The organism is Parabacteroides caecihominis (assembly GCF_023656785.1).
In the GTDB taxonomy this organism is placed as follows: Bacteria; Bacteroidota; Bacteroidia; order Bacteroidales; family Tannerellaceae; genus Parabacteroides; species Parabacteroides segnis.
Genome location: NZ_JAMOKS010000007.1, coordinates 139,376 through 159,619, shown reverse-complemented (window position 1 = coordinate 159,619; position 20,244 = coordinate 139,376). Strand labels below are relative to the sequence as shown.

Annotated in this window: 14 protein-coding genes; 11 read left to right on the top strand and 3 right to left on the bottom strand. The window is 41.2% G+C overall.

What is annotated here, in order from left to right:
* Positions 1-243: 243 nt before the first annotated feature.
* The 7 genes from NBH14_RS07620 (at position 244) to NBH14_RS07590 (ending at position 11,450) form a co-directional block, all read left to right on the top strand.
* A complete protein-coding gene (locus NBH14_RS07620; protein ID WP_250817287.1) occupies positions 244-3,270 on the top strand; it encodes a SusC/RagA family TonB-linked outer membrane protein in 3,027 nt (1,008 codons plus the stop codon).
* Between the two features lie 50 nt (positions 3,271-3,320).
* On the top strand, positions 3,321-4,718 hold the full coding sequence (locus NBH14_RS07615; protein WP_186961448.1) for a RagB/SusD family nutrient uptake outer membrane protein: 1,398 nt from the start codon (positions 3,321-3,323) through the stop codon (positions 4,716-4,718).
* A gap of 632 nt (positions 4,719-5,350) precedes the next feature.
* Entirely contained in the window at positions 5,351-6,514 is a 1,164-nt protein-coding gene (locus NBH14_RS07610; RefSeq protein ID WP_186961447.1) for a site-specific integrase, read from the top strand.
* A 224-nt stretch (positions 6,515-6,738) separates the two neighbouring features.
* Positions 6,739-8,010: a replication-associated recombination protein A gene (locus tag NBH14_RS07605; protein ID WP_186961446.1), complete on the top strand. Its 1,272-nt coding sequence runs from the start codon at positions 6,739-6,741 to the stop codon at positions 8,008-8,010.
* Between the two features lie 188 nt (positions 8,011-8,198).
* Positions 8,199-9,266: a 3-phosphoserine/phosphohydroxythreonine transaminase gene (serC, locus tag NBH14_RS07600; RefSeq protein ID WP_186961445.1), complete on the top strand. Its 1,068-nt coding sequence runs from the start codon at positions 8,199-8,201 to the stop codon at positions 9,264-9,266.
* Between the two features lie 2 nt (positions 9,267-9,268).
* Positions 9,269-10,192: an NAD(P)-dependent oxidoreductase gene (locus tag NBH14_RS07595; protein WP_007652647.1), complete on the top strand. Its 924-nt coding sequence runs from the start codon at positions 9,269-9,271 to the stop codon at positions 10,190-10,192.
* A 10-nt stretch (positions 10,193-10,202) separates the two neighbouring features.
* Entirely contained in the window at positions 10,203-11,450 is a 1,248-nt protein-coding gene (locus NBH14_RS07590) for a DUF1015 domain-containing protein (RefSeq protein ID WP_186961444.1), read from the top strand.
* A 105-nt stretch (positions 11,451-11,555) separates the two neighbouring features.
* On the opposite strand, the gene NBH14_RS07585 is transcribed toward NBH14_RS07590, so the two are convergent.
* Positions 11,556-12,107 carry a DUF4833 domain-containing protein gene (locus NBH14_RS07585; protein ID WP_128134734.1) on the bottom strand — a complete coding sequence of 184 codons (552 nt, stop codon included), beginning with the start codon at positions 12,105-12,107 and terminating at the stop codon, positions 11,556-11,558.
* A gap of 13 nt (positions 12,108-12,120) precedes the next feature.
* Positions 12,121-12,591 (bottom strand): WbuC family cupin fold metalloprotein, encoded by a 471-nt coding sequence (locus NBH14_RS07580; RefSeq protein ID WP_186961443.1) that lies wholly within the window; start codon positions 12,589-12,591, stop codon positions 12,121-12,123.
* 101 nt (positions 12,592-12,692) lie between these two features.
* Here NBH14_RS07580 and NBH14_RS07575 point away from each other — a divergent pair, with 101 nt between their 5' ends.
* Positions 12,693-15,425 carry a hybrid sensor histidine kinase/response regulator transcription factor gene (locus NBH14_RS07575; RefSeq protein ID WP_186961442.1) on the top strand — a complete coding sequence of 911 codons (2,733 nt, stop codon included), beginning with the start codon at positions 12,693-12,695 and terminating at the stop codon, positions 15,423-15,425.
* Positions 15,426-15,598: 173 nt separating this feature from the next.
* Positions 15,599-16,477 carry a carbohydrate kinase family protein gene (locus NBH14_RS07570; RefSeq protein ID WP_186961441.1) on the top strand — a complete coding sequence of 293 codons (879 nt, stop codon included), beginning with the start codon at positions 15,599-15,601 and terminating at the stop codon, positions 16,475-16,477.
* Positions 16,478-16,687: 210 nt separating this feature from the next.
* Here the strand turns inward: NBH14_RS07570 and NBH14_RS07565 are convergent, their stop codons facing one another.
* Complete coding sequence (locus tag NBH14_RS07565) at positions 16,688-17,179, bottom strand: SPOR domain-containing protein (protein ID WP_186961440.1); 492 nt, start codon at positions 17,177-17,179, stop codon at positions 16,688-16,690.
* Between the two features lie 85 nt (positions 17,180-17,264).
* Here NBH14_RS07565 and dpp5 point away from each other — a divergent pair, with 85 nt between their 5' ends.
* Both dpp5 and NBH14_RS07555 read left to right on the top strand, forming a co-directional pair.
* Entirely contained in the window at positions 17,265-19,370 is a 2,106-nt protein-coding gene (gene dpp5 / locus NBH14_RS07560) for a dipeptidyl-peptidase Dpp5 (protein WP_186961439.1), read from the top strand.
* Positions 19,371-19,659: 289 nt separating this feature from the next.
* A complete protein-coding gene (locus tag NBH14_RS07555; RefSeq protein ID WP_128134479.1) occupies positions 19,660-20,214 on the top strand; it encodes an RNA polymerase sigma-70 factor in 555 nt (184 codons plus the stop codon).
* Positions 20,215-20,244: the final 30 nt, after the last annotated feature.

Below are 20,244 nucleotides of genomic sequence, written 5' to 3'. Positions count from 1 at the left end.
TCGTCTGTTTGTCGGAAATCTTAAAATAACAACAGCTGTTTCACTTCCGGAATACCCGATTTACTGGCTATTTTGTTAATTAACAGTCCTTTTTTTGTAAAAAGTTATTAGAATTTAGTTGTTATAATAAATTTATTATTACATTTGCGGTCTCTCAGGTATGTTTTATAATAGGTTTTTGGCAAAGTATTCACAAATATAGTGCAAATTAGTTATTTATAAGTTAAATAAAAAAGTGTGTCTATGAAAAAGTTGACTTATCTTTTGTTTTGCCTAATTTTAGGTATTGGGATGGCGACTGCTCAGACGACGAAGGTAACAGGTACTGTTATCTCGGCGGATGATAATGAGCCAATTATTGGTGCATCGATTGTCGTAAAGGGTACGATGGTCGGTACAGTGACTGATTTTGATGGTGCGTTCTCTTTGGATGTACCAAGTTCTGCAAAGACTCTGGTAATTTCGTACGTAGGTATGGAGACTCAGGAAGTGGCTGTTAAACCTCATTTGAAGGTTGTTATGAATTCGGATACAAAGCACTTGGATGAGGTAATTGTTACCGGATATGGAGTTACTAAAAAAGCGGCATTTACCGGTGCTGCACAGGTTGTTAACAGTGAAGCTTTAACAAAAAGAACAGATGCCAACTTCATGAAATCCCTGGAAGGATCTGTAGCAGGTTTACAGGTTAGTAGCTTTACCGGACAACCCGGAGCATTTTCTTCAACAACCATTCGTGGTAAAGGTTCCGTAAACTCAGGAACAGAGCCTTTGTTTGTTGTGGATGGTATAGCGATCTACACCGACAAAATGGGAGGATATAGTGATGCAGGAAGAGGTGATATGGCTTCAAGCCCTTTAGCAAACATGAATCCGAATGACATTGAAAACATTACAGTATTGAAGGATGCGACAGCCACGGCCATATATGGGGCACGTGCCGCTAATGGTGTTATTGTAATTACAACTAAAAAGGGCTCTACTGGAAAAGCCCGTTTCAATTTCAATGCAAAGGCCGGTACAAGTTTTGTAGGATATTTGGATAACAACTATCGTACAACAAATCTGGAAAAATATAAGGCTATATGGGCAGAAGGTGTCGTGAATGCCGGATATGCAGAAAATTTGACGGAAGGTAGTGAAATGGTTAATGAGTATGTAAACAGCTGGTATGGGGTTGATCTGACTGGGAATGTACCAAGTGTAGACTGGTTGAATGAGATACTTGGAAATGGTTTGACACAAGAGTATGATCTAAGTGTTCAAGGCGGTAATGATAAGTTGCGCTATTATATCAGCGGTAGTTACTTTCAGAATGAAGGAGTCATGATCGGTACAGGTATGAAACGTTACTCAGGCCGTTTTAGCCTGGACGGGAATAGTGGTCGCATCGGCTATGGTTTATCTGCAAATGCTGCTCTTTCAAACATAAACAATAGTATGACTGAAAGTCAGTATACGAATCCTATTGTTGCGGTGTATGATTTACGCCCTTTTCAGCAAGTATACAATGAAGACGGTACTTACAATTTGGATGCTAGTTACAATCCTATTGCGTTGAATGATAAAGACAAAGGCGATAAGAAAAATCAGAAACAAATAACAGCAGTAATTAATCCGTATTTTACTTACAAATTTATGGATGGATTAACTTGGAAAACAAATACAGGTTTGAGTATTATTGATTTGGAAGAGTTCTTTTATAATTCTATTTATAATCCTCAGTACTCCGGTAGTGGAATGTTAGGACAAAAGAATTTGGAGCGCGCAACTACATTATCTATTACAAATACACTCAATTTCAACCACTCATTTAATGATGTGCACAATTTGAATGTATTAGTAGGTCAGGAAGCACAAAAGGTTTCTTTTAGAAGTATTTATGCAGCAGCAAGCGGATATCCCAGTGATGCAGTTTTTGAATTGGATAATGCTTCAACACCTTCATCGGCTGGTTCAATGACAAAAGCAAGCACACTGTCTTCATTCTTCATTAATGGAGAATATAATTTCAACAATAAGTATTATGGCTCTGCTTCTTTCCGTTATGATGGCTCTTCTCGCTTTGGTGACAATAACAAATGGGCTCCTTTCTGGTCGGTAGGAGCAAAATATCGTATCAGCCAGGAAGCATTTATGGAAAATACGCAGGATTGGTTGACAGATTTAACTGTACGTGGTAGTTATGGTACTGTTGGTAATCAAGATATTGGCTATTATGCTGCAAAAGGTTTATTCAATTATGGATATTCTTATAATTCTAAACCTGGAGCTATTCCATATCAGATTGCCAATCCTGATTTGAAATGGGAAACGGTAGCAAAAGCTGATATTGGTATTAATGCAGTCTTGTTCGAGCGATTTACTGTTGAATTGGACTATTATAATCAACGAACTAAAGACATGATATTTGAAGTTCCTTTGTCTTATACCACTGGATATAGTGATATTTTACAAAATATAGGAGAAATGGAAAATCAGGGCTTTGAATTTCTTATCAATGCTGCAGTTATTAATAATAAAGATTTTAGTTGGAATATTAATCTGACCGGAACTGCCAATCGTAATAAAATTATTAAACTTGCAACTGATAAACCGATTGAAGGGACTACTACTATACGTAAAGTCGGAGAACCTTATTATTCATTCTATATGCCTGAGTATGTCGGAGTTGATCCGGAAACAGGTTCTCCTTTATGGTATAAGGGCACTGAGGGTTCTGAAACAACCTCAAATATTAACGAAGCTGGTCAACGAATTGTGGGCTCTGCTGATCCTAAGTTTTATGGAGGGATTGGTATGAACTTCCGTTATAAAGATTTTGATTTCTCTTTTGATGCCAGCTATACATTAGGTAATAAGGTATATAATAGCGGGTTTGCATATGATATGCAAGTCGGTCATTATTTCTTGGGTCCTGTATCTAATTATATATTTGAAAATCGCTGGCAGAAGCCGGGAGATGTAACAAAGGTTCCTAAATTTGTTGCTCAAGATAAATCAGGGGCAAATGCAAGTTCTTCACGCTTCCTGATGAACGGATCTTATTTGCGTATGAAATCAATGGTATTAGGTTATACTATTCCTCGCAATTTATTAAGCCAGATAGGCATCGACAGATTGAGAGTCTATGTTTCTGCTGATAATTTATTTACTATCACCGCTAAAGATTATATTGGTTTTGATCCGCAGACAAGAGCGAACGGTGTACAATCATGGGCTTACCCAGTACCTACGACAATTATGTTCGGACTTAATCTTGGTTTTTAAAAATCAAAATATAGCAGTACACGAATTATATAAATAAAGAAATATCAGATATGAAAAAAATATTATCAATTTTATTAGCAGGATGTTTTGCTCTAACAGCAATTTCTTGCGATGATTTCCTGACAGAAGAGCCTTCTACTTCTATTCCGGATGAAGCTGCATTTCTTTCTGCACAGGATTATGTAAACGCAATGAACGGGGTTTACTATACTTTAGGAACTTACCGTTTCTTAGGTCGTGATGTTTTGGCAATAGGGGATGTCCCGTCAGATTTGGCTTTGCATTCTGCCGCTACAACCCATTTCTACAATCTATTTACGTATCAGATTTTAGAAACAAACAGCTATCTGGAAGAAATTTGGGCTTACGGTTATTATGCTATTGATCGCTCAAGTCGGATAATCCAAGCGGGATTAACAGCCAGTGGCACCGAAACCGATATGGCTACCATTAATCAGAATATAGCACAGGCTTATGGTACACGTGCATTAGCAACATTTTATTTGACAAATATCTATGGTTTACCTTATTCCGATAATAATAAATCGACATTAGGTGTAGTTAATGTTTCAGAACCTATTGCAGCTTTTGCAAAAGTAGAGCGTGCAACAGTCGAAGAAAATTATAAACATGTACTTTCAGATATCAGTAAAGCAAAAGAATATTTTGCAAAAGAAAATGTTGAAGATGTTGACAATGTCAAGATGAATAAAGCGGCTGTTGCTGCTCTTGAAGCACGTGTAAAATTGTATATGAAAGATTATGATGGGGCTATTGCTGCAGCCAGTGAAGCCATCAGCTTACGTAATGGAAAAATAGTGTCCACAGTTATTGACTATCAGAAAATGTATAAAGAGTTGACAATTTCATCCGAAGATATATTTGTAATAGCAAAATCGGAAACAGATTATTTATCTGCAAATGCACTGAGTACATTATATGGAACCTACGGGGTTTCCGTTAGAAAAGAAGTTATAGCAGAATTCACTTCGGAAGATATTCGTTTGTCTTTACTCGGCGGTGAATGGGCCGGAGGAAAGATGGGAGGTATCACTGGTAACGATCAGGTTCAAAATTTGCCGGTATTCCGTTTGCCCGAAATGTATTTAACTCTTGCGGAATCATATGCAGCTAAAGCTGATTATAAAGAGGCTAAAAAGTTTTTACTTGAAGTTGCCGCAAAACGTAATCCGGCTTTAGATGTTGCTGCAATCAAAGAAGATGCAACGATCATCCAGATCATAAACAAAGAACGCAAATTAGAACTTTGCCAGGAAGGTCATCGTTTCTTTGATGCTCGCCGTTTAGGTGAAAAGATCAATGTTTCAGATAACACATATAAAAATTATGATGTGGCAAAATTTGTTTATCCCATACCTGTAGCAGAAGTTAATACAGGTTTCGGCGTTGAACAAACAAAAGGATGGGACACCAATCTACCTAAGTAATTATTAGATAAAAATCCCCTTATTTCATGAGAAAGAATGATTTAAGGGGATTTTTGTGTACTTACATTTTCCTATTCAGCTAACTTTGTATCAGAACCCTCCCGCCTGTAGACAAATCAATCAGATGCTAATCTGTATCCTTATACTAACAGGTGTTCAGATTAGATAAATTATGTAACATAAAAACTTAAAATTCGGGGCATACCAGCTCTGTAATATAAAAGAAAGGGCTACCTCTTGAGAATAAAGGTAGCCCTTTTTGTTGTGAATGGCGTGTAATAAAATATCAGTAAACGGTACACTTTTTATTTTTTCTTTCAATCAACAAAAAAATATATTTCCTTATGTTTCACTTAATGAACCAATTGTGTTAAAATGCGAATTTTGTATCCATTTCGGAAAGCTACTTCTTGATTTTTGTTTTTTATGATTAGTAAGTCTCTTTTATCTTTGTAGACTCATAGTAGAAATGAGTTATTCGGATCAATTGTTTTTTAAGGCAAGTCAAGGTGGGGATTTTGTCTCTTCGGAACTCCGGTAAATAAGTAATAACAAATTTTTAATTTGTCTTAGACATAAGAAAGAACTAATTATTGTTCCTTCGTGTTTCATTCAGAAAATAAATATATATCATGGAAAAAGTAATTTATAACTTGGTATTTAACCGCAAGAAGCAGTTAAACTCAGAAGGTAAAGCTTTGGTTCAGGTAGAAGCGTACTTGAATAAGCAGAAAAAGTATTTTTCGACAAAGGTCTATGTCAAGCCTTTCCAGTGGGATGCAAAGAGAAAAGCAGTGAAGAACCATCCTAATATGGACTCTTTAAATCAGTATCTGGCTAATTTTATTGCAGAATTAGAACAGCTGGAACTGGAGATTGTACATACCGGTAAGGAATTTTCGTTGAATGATCTGAAAGAGAAACCTGAAGCAGGTCAGACTTCTTTTTCTCTGTTTATGAAAAATGAGATTACCCAAAGTAATCTGAAACCGTCAACGTTGAAGAATCATTTTTCGACATTGCAGGTTCTTTCCTCATTTAAAACGGATGTGAGTTTTAATGATTTGAGTTTTAATTTCCTTTGCGATCTTGAGCATTATATGTTGGTAAATAAATATCACCGGAATACGATTGCCAAACATATGAAGCATTTGAAACGTTACATCAATCTGGCGATCAATAAGGATCTGTTTGATTTGCATCGCTATCCTTTCCGTAAGTACAAGATCAAGTATATGGAAAGTAAAAGAACTCATCTTACTCCGGAAGAGTTGGGACAATTGGAGAGTTTGAACCTGAAAGGGCGCAGGACATTACAACGGACATTGGACATGTTCCTGTTCAGTTGCTATACCGGACTTCGTTTTTCGGATATAGTCAGTATCACGAGGGAGAACTTTCTCATTATTGATGATAAGGTTTGGTTAATCTATTCATCTATCAAAACGGATGTCAATGTTCGTTTGCCTTTATTCTTATTGTTTGACGGGAAATCTCTTCCGATTTATGAACGTTATAAGAATAATCCGTGGACCTTGTTCGATATGCCGGCTTCTTCAAATTCGAATGTGAACAAACAACTCCGTCGGATTTGTAAGATGGCGAATATAGATAAGAAAGTATCTTTCCATACTGCCCGTCATACGAATGCTACATTATTATTATATAATGGTGCGAATATAACAACTGTGCAGAAGCTTTTAGGGCATAAAAGTGTACGTACGACGGAGATATACAGTAATATTATGGATATGACAGTAGTACGTGATCTTTCGAGTTTGTCAAGTATTAAATGATATTGGATAATGGCATTAGGGAACGTGGGGAGATTATGAGGGATTTTCTGGGTTCTCTAATGTTTTATTGACAAAATGTTAGTCCGCGTGGGGTGTTGCTCTGATTTTGACTCCCTGTGGCTTTCCTTTTGTTGTAAAATTCTGTTCTCAAACATTTATTTGTAAGTGAATTTTTCAGCAGGTTATACTTTGAAAAGTAAATAAAATATCCGACTTTTGTCTGCATGATGAATCAACCTTTAGCAGAGAGATTACGTCCGAAAACGTTGGATGATTATATCGGACAAAAACACCTTGTAGGGCAAGGAGCCGTGTTAAGGAAAATGATAGATGCAGGTCGCGTCCCTTCCTTTATTCTTTGGGGACCGCCGGGTGTTGGTAAAACAACATTGGCACAGATCATTTCCAATAAGCTGGAGGCTCCTTTCTATGCATTGAGTGCTATTAATTCGGGGGTGAAGGATGTGCGTGATGTGATTGAAAAAGCGAAAAGCAATCGCTTTTTTAATACCGTATCTCCTATATTGTTTATTGATGAAATACATCGTTTCAGCAAATCCCAGCAAGATTCCTTGCTGAATGCAGTGGAAACGGGTGTGGTGACGTTGATTGGAGCTACAACGGAAAATCCTTCTTTCGAAGTGATCCGTCCGCTCTTATCCAGGTGTCAGGTATATGTACTGAAATCATTGGATAAAAATGATTTGCTTACATTATTAAATAAGGCAATCAAAGAGGACGTCGTACTGAAGGATAAAGATATTGTCCTGAAAGAGACAGATGCCATGCTGCGTTATTCCGGCGGAGATGCCCGGAAGTTGCTCAACATACTGGAACTGGTTATTTCGGCAGAAGAAACGGACGAGATCGAGATAACGGATCAAAAAGTCGTTGACCGGTTACAGGAAAATCCGGCAGCTTATGATAAAGGCGGAGAGATGCATTATGATATTATTTCAGCTTTTATCAAATCGATCAGGGGGAGCGATCCGGATGGAGCTATTTACTGGTTGGCCCGTATGGTGGCAGGAGGGGAGGACCCTGAATTTATTGCCCGCAGGTTGGTTATCTCTGCTTCGGAAGATGTAGGATTGGCTAATCCGAATGCGTTATTGCTGGCGAATGCCTGTTTTGATGCCCTGAAGAAGATCGGTTGGCCGGAAGGACGGATTATATTGGCGGAAACTACGGTTTATCTGGCTTGCAGCCCTAAAAGTAATTCGGCTTATATGGCCATAAATGATGCATTGGCATTGGTTGAACGTACGGGAAACCTCCCGGTTCCGCTTCATTTGCGGAATGCTCCGACGACTTTGATGAAGGAGTTGGACTATGGGAAGGAATATAAGTACGCACATGACTATAAAAACAACTTTGTTGAACAGGTATATTTGCCTAAGGAAGTACAGGATCAGCACTTTTGGAAAGGGCAAAATAATCCGGCTGAGCAAAAATTGGTCGAACATATGAGGAAATTATGGGGAGACCGGTTTTGATTATTGACAATTAATAATTGAAAATTGATGATTAACTGGAATAAAGTTGTCGGATGAGTGGAAAAAGTGGCTTTTTGCTAATAATTTTCACTATTCAGTTTTCAAATTTCAATTAAATTCGTACATTAGCCGCCTGTTTTCGAAAAATACGTTACTTAAATAATATATAACATTAAAAAGAAATTGATATGAAGAAGCACAATTTTTCTGCAGGACCTTCTATTCTGAGCGAATACACGATTAAGAATGCAGCAGCAGCTGTTGAAAATTTCGCAGGTACGGGGTTATCAATTCTTGAAGTATCTCATAGAGGTAAAGAATTTGTTGCAGTAAACGACGAGGCCAGAGCTTTGATCAAAGAGTTACTGGATGTGCCGGCTGGTTACGAGGTTGTATTTCTGGGTGGTGGTGCCAGCATGCAGTTTTGTATGGTTCCTTTCAACTTGTTGAACAAAAAAGCTTCTTATCTGGATACGGGGACATGGGCCTCTAATGCGATCAAGGAAGCTAAATTATTCGGAGATGTTGATGTTGTAGCATCTTCAAAAGAGGCGAACTATACTTATATTCCGAAAGGTTATACAGTCGCAGAAGATTCAGACTATTTCCATTTTACATCTAATAATACGATCTATGGTACGGAAATGCGTTATGATCCCGATCTGAATGTACGTTTGGTATCCGATATGTCTTCTGATATTTTCTCCCGTCCGATCGATATCTCTAAATATGATGTAATTTATGCCGGTGCACAGAAAAATCTGGCTCCTGCTGGTGTAACATTGGCTATTGTCCGTACAGATGCTTTAGGACATGTAGACCGTGCTATTCCTACAATGCTGAATTACAATACACATATAAAGAAAGACTCTATGTTCAACACGCCTCCTGTGTTCCCGATCTTTGCCGCTTTGCAGACATTGAAATGGTATAAGGAGTTAGGTGGTGTTGCTGTTATTGAAAAGATGAATCTTGAAAAAGCAGCTATCCTGTATGATGAAATCGACCGTAACAAATTGTTCAAAGGTACTGCTGCCGTAGAAGACCGTTCTATCATGAACGTTTGCTTCGTAATGAACGATGAATATAAGGAGTTGGAAGATGAATTCAGTAAATTTGCTTCTGCTGCCGGTATGGTAGGTATCAAAGGACACCGTTCAGTGGGCGGATTCCGTGCTTCTCTTTATAATGCAATGCCGAAGAGCAGTGTGGAAGCGTTGGTTGCTACAATGAAAGAATTTGAAAAACAGCATTGATCATGACAAAAGTATTAGTTGCTACCGATAAACCTTTCGCTGCGATAGCAGTGAAAGGTATCCGTGAAGTTGTTGAAGGTGCAGGTTATGAACTGGCTCTTCTGGAAAAATATACGGACAAAGCTCAATTGCTGGATGCTGTGAAAGATGCCAATGCGGTGATTATCCGTAGTGATATCATTGATGCTCCGGTGTTGGATGCTGCCAAAGAATTAAAGATTGTGGTTCGTGCCGGTGCCGGTTATGACAATGTGGATTTGGCTGCTGCCACTGCCCACAATGTGTGTGTAATGAATACGCCGGGACAGAATTCCAATGCGGTTGCCGAACTTGTTTTCGGTATGTTGGTATATGCTGTCAGAAACTTCTATAACGGAACCTCCGGAACAGAATTGATGGGCAAGAAGCTGGGTATCCTGGCTTATGGTAATGTGGGACGTAATGTAGCCCGTATTGCAAAAGGCTTCGGTATGGATGTATATGCTTATGATGCATTCTGTCCGGCAGAAGTGATTGAAAAAGATGGTGTAAAAGCGGTTGCTTCCACTGCCGACCTGTTCAAGGCTTGCCAGATCGTATCTCTTCATATCCCGGCTACAGCCGAAACAAAAGGTTCTATCAATTTTGAATTGATGAACTCTATGCCTAAAGGCGCTATCGTAGTAAACACAGCTCGTAAGGAGGTGATCGACGAAGCCGGTTTGGCAAAGATGCTGGAAGAACGTCCTGACTTTAAATATATCACCGATATCAAACCGGCTATCGATGCAGACCTGGCTGCCAAATATCCGGACCGCTATTTCGGTACACCGAAAAAGATGGGTGCCCAGACTGCTGAGGCCAACATCAATGCCGGTATTGCTGCTGCAAAACAAATCGTTGATTTCTTGCAGAACGGTAACGAAAAGTTTAGAGTCAATAAATAAATCTACTACCATGGCAAAAATTAAACCTTTTAAAGGCATTCGTCCGCCGAAAGATTTAATAAAGGAAGTTGCTTCGCGTCCTTATGATGTGTTGAACTCGGAAGAAGCACGCGAAGAAGCGAAAGGAAATGAAAAATCATTGTATCATATAATCAAGCCGGAAATTGATTTTCCGGTAGGAACAGACGAGCATGATCCGGCTGTCTATGAAAAAGCAGCGGAGAATTTCCGGAAATTTCAGGATAACGGCTGGTTGGTTCAGGATCAGAAAGAACAATATTACGTATATGCCCAAACGATGAACGGACGTACACAATATGGGTTGGTAGTTTGTGCTTATGTGGATGATTATCTGAAGGGGAATATTAAGAAACATGAGTTGACCCGTCGTGATAAGGAAGAAGACCGCATGAAACATGTGCGTGTCAACAATGCTAATATCGAACCGGTTTTCTTTGCTTACCCTGACAATGCCGAGTTGGATGCTATCGTAAAGAAATATACGGCAAACGCTCCTGAATATGATTTTGTAGCCGAACTGGATGGTTTCGGCCATACGTTCTGGATCATCAATGATGATAATGATATTGCCCGTATTACTGAACTGTTTGAAGCTATGCCTTCTTTGTATATAGCTGACGGACACCACCGCTCTGCGGCGGCAGCTTTGGTGGGGGCGGAAAAAGCCAAACAAAATCCGAATCACCGCGGAGATGAAGAATATAACTATTTCATGGCTGTATGCTTCCCGGCAAATCAGTTGACTATTATCGATTATAACCGTGTGGTGAAGGATTTGAACGGACTTACCGAAGAGGAATTTCTGGCAAAGCTGGCTGCAAACTTTATTGTAGAGGATAAAGGAACGGAGATATACAAACCAACCGGTCTGCATAATTTCTCTCTTTACCTGGGAAACAAATGGTATTCATTGACAGCTAAACCGGGTACCTATAATGATAATGATCCGATTGGAGTCCTGGATGTTACAATTTCTTCAAACCTGATTCTGGATGAAGTGTTGGGAATCAAAGATCTCCGTTCGGATAAACGTATAGATTTTGTCGGAGGTATCCGTGGTTTGGGGGAGTTGAAACGCCGTGTCGACAGCGGAGAAATGAAAGTGGCCCTGGCCTTGTATCCGGTTACTATGAAGCAATTGATGGATATTGCCGATACCGGAAATATCATGCCGCCTAAGACAACCTGGTTCGAACCGAAATTGCGTTCGGGACTGGTTATTCACAAGTTGGTATAAGGAACTTTGTAAATAAAATAAAAGGGGCTGCGTCAAAATTCATTGTCTTGTCATCCTGGACTTGATCCGCCATGACGAAACAGGATTTTGACACAGTCCCTTTTTTTATTTCTTTACTCTTTCGGTCACTTTTGTCCCTGTATCTGTGGCCACTCCCTGCAACTCGACATATTCTACACTTAGAGGATTGCCGGACTTCGCTTTGACATATAGTGACTCAAGTATTGCCGGATGGTTTTCGATTGTTGTCAGGCATACATATTTGGAGTCTTTTTTGCAAATAGTCAGCTTTTTATCCGGATATGCGCTCAAAGTAACTTCGCTGGAATCATTCCCTTCCGAAACCAGTTTGTAACCGTATGCCATTTTTCGTTGGAAGTAGCTTAAACTGTTTGTTTCCCCCGGTCGTTCTTCCCGGTTTACCCAATAGACATTGAGGGGCGTTTTGGTATTCAATTTGCCGTTTTCCAGATTAACATCATAGCAGACCAGATTTTTATTGACGCTCCGGGCGATATGGAAAAGCCTTTCTGTTGTCGGATAAGTATTTTCTTCCGGCGAATTGATGTGTGAGGAAGCTATGAAAGTACAGAGCAGAAAGGCTGTCAGTGCAACCAATCGCTTTCCGGTTTGTCTGATTATACGGGAATTTTTCATTTTATAGCGGATTTTATTCGATTTGCGAGGATAGATAAATCAGATATTCTTTGATACCTTTTTCGTCATCTGGCTCCGGACTCCACGGAGCCATATTCTCAGGATGTAAAGGCGCGAAAGGCCCTGGCTTCACTTCATAAATAACTGTTCCCGGTTCCAATACGAGCAGGCTATGCCATATGCCCGGTTTGATTTCTGCACCATACGATCCGGCAAGCGGGTCCAGCAGAAGTTTTTCTGTGATATTTCCGTCATTATCAAAGATAAATAGCATGGCTTTCCCACGGAGCAGCAGAAAAATTTCGTCTTTATCCGGATTCAGATGACGGTGAGGGCGGATATAAGTATCCGGCTCCATGGCATTCAGCAGGCGGTTTACAGGATCGTCCAGTTGTTCATGGAAGTTGTAATTCATACGCAGGCGAGGTGACTGTTTGGCACGTTCGCTGGTCTCGTCGAGTAGTTGTTTATTTATTATTTTCATGTTATGCAACAATTATTTGAGGGACGAATGTACAAAATAAATTTTGTCTGTTATGCCGATAATCCGTACTTTTGTACGAAACCCTGAAAATCGGCTGCTTCATGAAACTCATTATATACCGCTTTTGTCTGTTGATATGTATCTTGTCTCTAACAATTTCCTGTAAACGGGAAGGAGAAAAGAAATTTGTTGTGGGCGTTTCCCATAGTTCTATCAATGATAGCTGGCGGAAAGCGATGGTTCTGGATATGCAGGTGAAAGCCTCCGAGTATCCCGGACTGACTCTGCAAATAAAAGATGCCGGTGAGGACAATGACACTCAGATCAAACAGATACGTGAGTTTATCAAACAACGGGTAGACCTTGTCATTATATCTGCCAACGAATCGGAGCCTGTCACAACCGCAGCCGTAGAGGCTTTCCGGGCGGGGATTCCTACTATTATAATAGACCGGAAGATTTATTCGGAAGAATATACGACTTTTATCGGTGCGGACAATTATGAGATTGGCCGTGCAGCCGGATTGTTTATCAATTCATTGTTGAAGAAAGAGAAGACAACGATTGTCGAAGTGTGGGGGCGCGAAGGTTCTTCTTCTGCCCGCGACAGACATAACGGTTTTAGTGATGCCCTTATTCATAATGATAATGTGATTCTGAAAACTGTTTACGGGCGTTGGCATTCGAAAGAAACAAAAGAGAATATAGCTGCACTCGGCCTGTTTGATGATATTGATATCGTGTATGCACATAACGATGTGATGGCTTTGGCTGCGCGGGAAGCTATTATGGAAATAGATCCGCTGGCAGTAAAAAGGATAAAGTTTATCGGCATAGATGCTTTGCCGGGGAAAGGAAAAGGAATCGAAGCGGTAAGTAACGGCTATCTGACTGCCTCTTTCGTATATCCAACCGGAGGAACTACTGCGATAAAGGTTGCCTGGCAGATACTGAACGGGCAGCCTGTCTCCAAACAATATGCACTGACATCAGCCCTGATCGACAAAGAGAATGCCGGTACATTATATTTGCAGACTGAACAGTTGGCCGATTATCAGGAACAGATCGAGAAACAGCGGAATAATCTGGAAGAGATGCTTTCGGAATATCGTTTTTTACAAAATTCAGTCGGTTTGATCCTGTTGTTGCTGGGAGTAGTGGGCCTATTGGCTCTTTATGTAATACATATCTTCCGTAAGGTACAGCGTAAGAACCATGAACTGAAGCGAACTAATATACAGGTGGAACAGCAACGCGAAGAATTGGCTGTTGCCAACCGGAAGATCGAACAGGCTACTACCCGCAAATTACAGTTCTTCACAAATGTATCCCATGAGATCAAAACACCGCTGACACTGATACTCGGCCCATTGAATAAGCTATCGAAAGAGTTGCCTCCCGATTCTCCGCTTGCCGACGACATACATATCATAAAGAAGAATGCCGACCGCCTGAAACGTGTTGTCAGCCAGCTGCTCGACTTCCGTAAGGTAGAAAGTAACAAGATGGATATGCGGGTGACGGAAATAGATCTGATTACCTTTATCGAAGATGTCAGTTCCTATTTCGATAATATGGCACAGAGCAAACAGATACAATACTCGTTTCAACACGATGTCTCTTCCGTAATGTTGTGGGTGGATACGGATAAGATGGAAAAGATACTGGCCAATCTGTTGTCGAATGCCTTTAAGTTTACACCCGACGGAGGAACCGTCACAATTCGTTTGCAGGATCATGCGGGATATGTTATCCTTTCGGTAGAAGATAACGGGAAGGGAATCCAGCCGCAGAACCTGTCTTCCGTTTTCGATCAGTTTTTTACCGCCGACCATCTTACCGGAACGGGGATTGGCCTGCATCTGACTCATGAGTTTGTCGGTATGCATAAAGGAAGTATCCGTGTGGAAAGTGAACCGGGGAAACGTACCGTCTTTTTTGTCGAGTTGCCCAAAGGAAAATCTCACTTTGATGAATCCTGTGTGTTTGCCCCTTCCGTAACAGAATTGTCGAGCGGCGTAGCCAATCTGGATACCCGTGAAATGGATGAGATTGTGAACCGTACCTACGATTATACGATCCTGATTGTTGAAGACGATCCTGATATTAATGCGTATCTGCAAAAAGAACTGAAACCGAATTTCCGTATCCTGACAGCAGAGAATGGCTTGGTTGCAGTGGATATACTGGCAAAAGAAAATGTGTCGCTGGTAATCAGTGACGTGATGATGCCCGAAATGAATGGCTATGAATTGTGTAAGCGGATTAAATCGGATATTGTTTTCAGCCATATACCGGTTATATTGCTTACCGCCCTTTCCGATGATAAACAGCGGATGTATGGTATTGCCAGCGGAGCCGATGAGTTTATCCAGAAACCGTTTAATATTGAAGAAGTAAAACTCCGTATCGTCCGTCTGCTGGAGGAACGTGCCCGGCTGAGGAATGCATTTGCCCAGGAACTTCAATCGCCTGCCGCTTCCGGATTGAAAACGGATAAGGCGGAAAGTATGGACGAATTGTTTATGCGCAAGTTCATGGCATTGATCGAGGAATCTTATCCTGATTCAAACTTCAGTATCGAAAAAGCGAGCGAAATGCTTGGCCTGTCGCGTGTGCATCTCTACCGGAAAGTAAAAGAACTGACAGGAGTGACGCCTACCGATTTCCTCCGTAACTACCGTTTGAAGCAAGCCGCTGCCTTGTTGCGTCAGAAAGACTGTAATGTCAATGAGGCTGCTTATGCAACCGGTTTCAGTTCCCCTCCTTATTTCTCCAAATGCTTTAAGGCGGTGTACAATATTACACCAACCGAATATCAGGAGAAAGGATAACACTCGTTACATTTATGTAACGATACTATAAGCCTGTTGAAAATAAACCTTTTATGTAACGAATGTTATCCTTTTTGTAGCATCCGTTATCGTCTGCTTCTGTTCCGTTCCTTAGTTTTGCATCATCAAACATAAGGAACAAAAAATCTCGTATTATAAAGAATTACTACATCATGGAACAGATGAAGCAACAAAATAAAAAACCGGTAGTGGTCGGTATTGGCGAACTTCTTTGGGATTTGCTTCCCACAGGTAAGACGGCAGGCGGCGCACCGATTAATTTTGTTTACCATGCTTCTCGTTTGGGAGCCGAAGGGTATGCTATCAGTGCCATTGGTGATGATGATAACGGAAGGGATATATTGAGCGAACTGGATAAGTACAAAATTCAGTATTTAATAGAAAAGTTACCGTATCCTACAGGAACGGTACATGTGGATATAGAGGATGACGGTATTCCCCATTACACAATAACGGAACGTGTAGCCTGGGATCATATGTCGCCTACCTCTGATGCGGTAGACCTGGCAGAACGTGCGGATGCTATCTGCTTCGGTGCTTTGGGACAGCGTTGTCAACAATCCCGTGAAACGATTCAGGCTATTCTTTCGTTTGCTCCCGATTCGGCGTACCGGTTGTTTGATATTAACCTGCGGCAACATTATTATAATAAGGTATTGATTGAAGAATCTCTGTACCTAGCGAACGTACTGAAAATGAATGATGATGAAATGTCGGAGCTGAAAAACCTGTTCGGTTTGAAAGGAACCGAAGAAGAGGTGGCTAACTGGTTTATGGAGAACTATAACCTGCGAATGGTTGTTCTGACGGCGGGTGCTGATTACAGTACGGTTTACACCCCCGACGAAGTCTCTACCTTAGCTACTCCAAAAGTGGATGTAGCGGATACGGTAGGAGCAGGAGATGCTTTTTCGGCAGCCTTGGTGATGTCGTTATTGAAAGGGCAGACATTGAGAGAAGCCCACGAATGTGCTGTAAAGATATCGGCTTTTGTTTGTTCCCATAAGGGAGCATGGCCGGCTTACGAATAAGAAATAGAAGATACTCATATATGTATAGGTTAATTGTTTAAGGCAAAAAGATGGTTAGTTTTAGGTTTTTAATTTAGGTTGGTTAAAAGGTCCGGCATTGCCGGGCCTTTTTATGTTTTAAGGAGAAAACATAAAAAGGGATTATCCCGGAGGATATCCCTTTTTATGTATCGATAATAATGTTTGCCTGTTTTACTAACAGACGTCTTATTAGTATTGTCTTTCCAACAACCAGGCATCCTGGAAATCAGGTGCATATTTAGCTTTGATAGCATCGCGACTGTCGGCAGCATCAGCTTTATCATTGAAGCTGGCAACGATTACACGCAACATGCCTTGTTCGTTTTCACCTAATACAGCGTTGTAACCTGCATTCTGCATACGTTCTTTCAAAGAGTAAGCATTTGTCTTGTTCTTGAAGCTACCGATAACCACACTGTAACGTTTCAGACGGCTGGCGTCTTCACCTTGTGCAGCGCTGATTTTTTCCGAGCGAGTCGTTGCTGTAGAAGTTCTGGGTTTGGAAACCGGGGCAACCTCTTCAACAATCTCTTCTTCTTGTTCTACTACCTCAACAGGAGCTGTAGACTCTTTTTCTTTGGCTTGTTCGTAAGCAGCCTTATAAGCACTCTGTTTAGGTTTACATGAGCCGAATGCTAATACCATACTTATAGCGGCTCCAAATAACCAAATCTTATTCATACTGTTCAGTTCTTAAATTACTTGTGCAAAGATATAAATTATATTTACTAATTTCGCACACAGAATATAATATATTATAATGTACATGAATAAATCTATTGCAACAATGGTTATGGCAACATCCGTATTACTAGGTGCTTGTAATCAGGAAGCTAAGAAAGCAGAAGACACAAAGCCAGTTATCGGACGTTCGGAAATCAAGATTGCCGACGGCCGGATGACGCCCGAGGCGCTTTGGGCCATGGGACGTATCGGCGGCATGAATGTTTCGCCCGACGGACAGAAAGTAGTTTACACGGTAGCTTATTACAGTGTTCCTCTCAACAGCAGCAACCGTGAAGTGTTCGTCATGAACGCCGATGGTACTGATAACAAACAGATTACCCACACTTCCTTTTCTGAAAATGAAGCAACCTGGATTAAAGGGGGCACAAAGATTGCTTTCCTTTCCGGCGAAAGCGGAAGCAGCCAGCTTTGGGAAATGAATCCGGACGGAACCGGACGGAAGCAGTTGTCCAATTATGACGGCGATATCGAAGGCTTCGCTTTCTCTCCGGATGAAAAGAAGGTCCTGTTTATTTCGCAGGTAAAGACGGTTCCGAGCACAAAAGACAAGTATCCGGATTTGGATAAAGCCAGCGGTATCATTGTGACGGATTTGATGTATAAGCATTGGGATGAATGGGTAACGACAGCTCCCCATCCGTTTATTGCTGATTTTGACGGAAATAAGGTCGGCAGTCCGATTGATGTGCTGGAAGGCGAACCGTACGAATCACCGATGAAACCTTTCGGTGGTATCGAGCAGCTGGCCTGGAATACGACCTCCGATAAGATTGCATACACTTCCCGTAAGAAGACCGGTAAGGAATATGCTCTTTCCACTAATTCGGATATTTATGTATATGACCTGAATACCAAGCAGACTGTAAATATCAGCGAAGGTATTATGGGATACGATACCAATCCGCAGTATTCGCCTGACGGTAAATATATTGCCTGGCAGAGTATGGAACGCGACGGGTATGAATCGGATCAGAACCGCCTGATGGTTATGAATCTGGAGACGGGCGAAAAGACATTTGTCAGCAAGGACTTCGATTCAAATGTAGACGGTTTCTGCTGGAGTGCCGATGCCCGTACGCTTTACTTTACGGGAGTATGGCATGGTGAATCGCAGGTATATAAGATAGAACTGGACAACGGCAATAAACTGACTCAGCTTACTTCCGGTACGTATGATTATGATTCAGTGAACTTGCTGGGAGAAAACAAGTTGATTGTTAAGCGCCACTCTATGAGTATGGGCGATGAAATCTATTCTATCGACCTGGCTGATAATAATAAGGTAGCTCAGCTGACTACTGAAAACAAGCAGATTTACGACCAGCTGACCATGGGTAAGGTAGAAGGACGCTGGATGAAGACAACCGATGGTAAGCAAATGTTGACCTGGGTAATCTATCCGCCTAATTTCGATCCGAACAAGAAATATCCGACTTTGCTGTTCTGCGAAGGTGGCCCACAAAGTCCGGTCAGCCAGTTCTGGTCTTATCGTTGGAACTTCCAGATTATGGCGGCTAACGATTATATCATTGTCGCTCCGAACCGTCGCGGTCTTCCGGGCTTCGGCATGGAATGGAACGAACAAATCAGCGGTGATTACGGTGGTCAGTGTATGAAAGACTATTTCACGGCTATTGATGAAATGGCGAAAGAACCGTATGTGGATAACGATCGTTTGGGTTGTGTCGGAGCCAGCTTCGGAGGTTTCTCCGTTTACTGGTTAGCCGGTCATCATGACAAACGTTTCAAAGCATTCATTGCCCATGACGGTATCTTCAATATGGAAATGCAATATCTGGAAACGGAAGAAATGTGGTTTGCCAACTGGGATATGGGCGGCGCTTACTGGGAAAAGAATAATCCGGTGGCACAACGCACATTTGCCAACTCTCCGCATTTATTCGTAGACAAATGGGATACGCCAATCTTGTGTATCCACGGAGAAAAAGACTATCGTATCCTTGCCGGTCAGGGAATGGCGGCCTTCAATGCAGCCGTGCTACGCGGTGTTCCTGCTGAATTGTTAATCTATCCGGATGAAAACCACTGGGTATTGAAACCGCAGAACGGCGTACTCTGGCAGCGCACATTCTTTGAATGGCTGGATCGGTGGGTGAAGAAATAACAGCCTGCTTGTGCTGGAAGAGTGGCTTGCCTGTGTTGAATTGGCGACACAGGCAAGCCAGCTCGCCAGCCTTATAGTGCTAAACGGATAAGCATCGGCATTTAAACGAGTAACTACTCATTTGCATACCGATGCTTATTCGTTACCGGCTACTGCAACGATGCCCCTAGTTCCCATAAAACATTTTAATTTTGTATATAAATAGCTATTTACATTAAGATTTCAAAAAGATATTTTCTATCCCGCAAATAATTACTTCTTTTGTCTCCCGATACTAAGAAGTTGATTCATGGCAGGTAGCAGTATTGACATAAAAACGATTGAAGGCTTATGGAATGGAGATCATAAGGCTTTTGAAACGGTATTTCTTACCTATTATAATAAGACGAAAGCTTTTATCTACGGATATGTAAAATCGGAATCCGACGCCGAGGAATTGGCTGAAGACTTATTTGTAAACCTCTGGATCAACCGGCAAGCTATCAACACCGCCAAATCTTTCGACGCCTATTTATATACGATTGCCCGCAATGCCGCTATAAACTACCTCAACCATAAATACATCCATCTGGCTTATACGAATAATTTCCAACCGGATGAAGCCGGTTCTACATCAGAAGAAGATCTTATCGCAAAAGAACTGGGCTTGTTAATCGATGATCTCGTAAACAAAATGCCGGAACAGCGTAAGCAGATTTACATACTCAGCCGCAACGAAGGACTGAGTAACGGCGAAATAGCCGAACGGCTGCATACGAGCAAAAGAAACGTTGAAAGTCAGCTAAGCCTCGCCCTGAAAGAGATTCGCAAAGCTATATTCGCCTTCATCCTTGCTCTGTTATAGTTTCCCCGGTTACGCTGCGCTCCGTCTGCA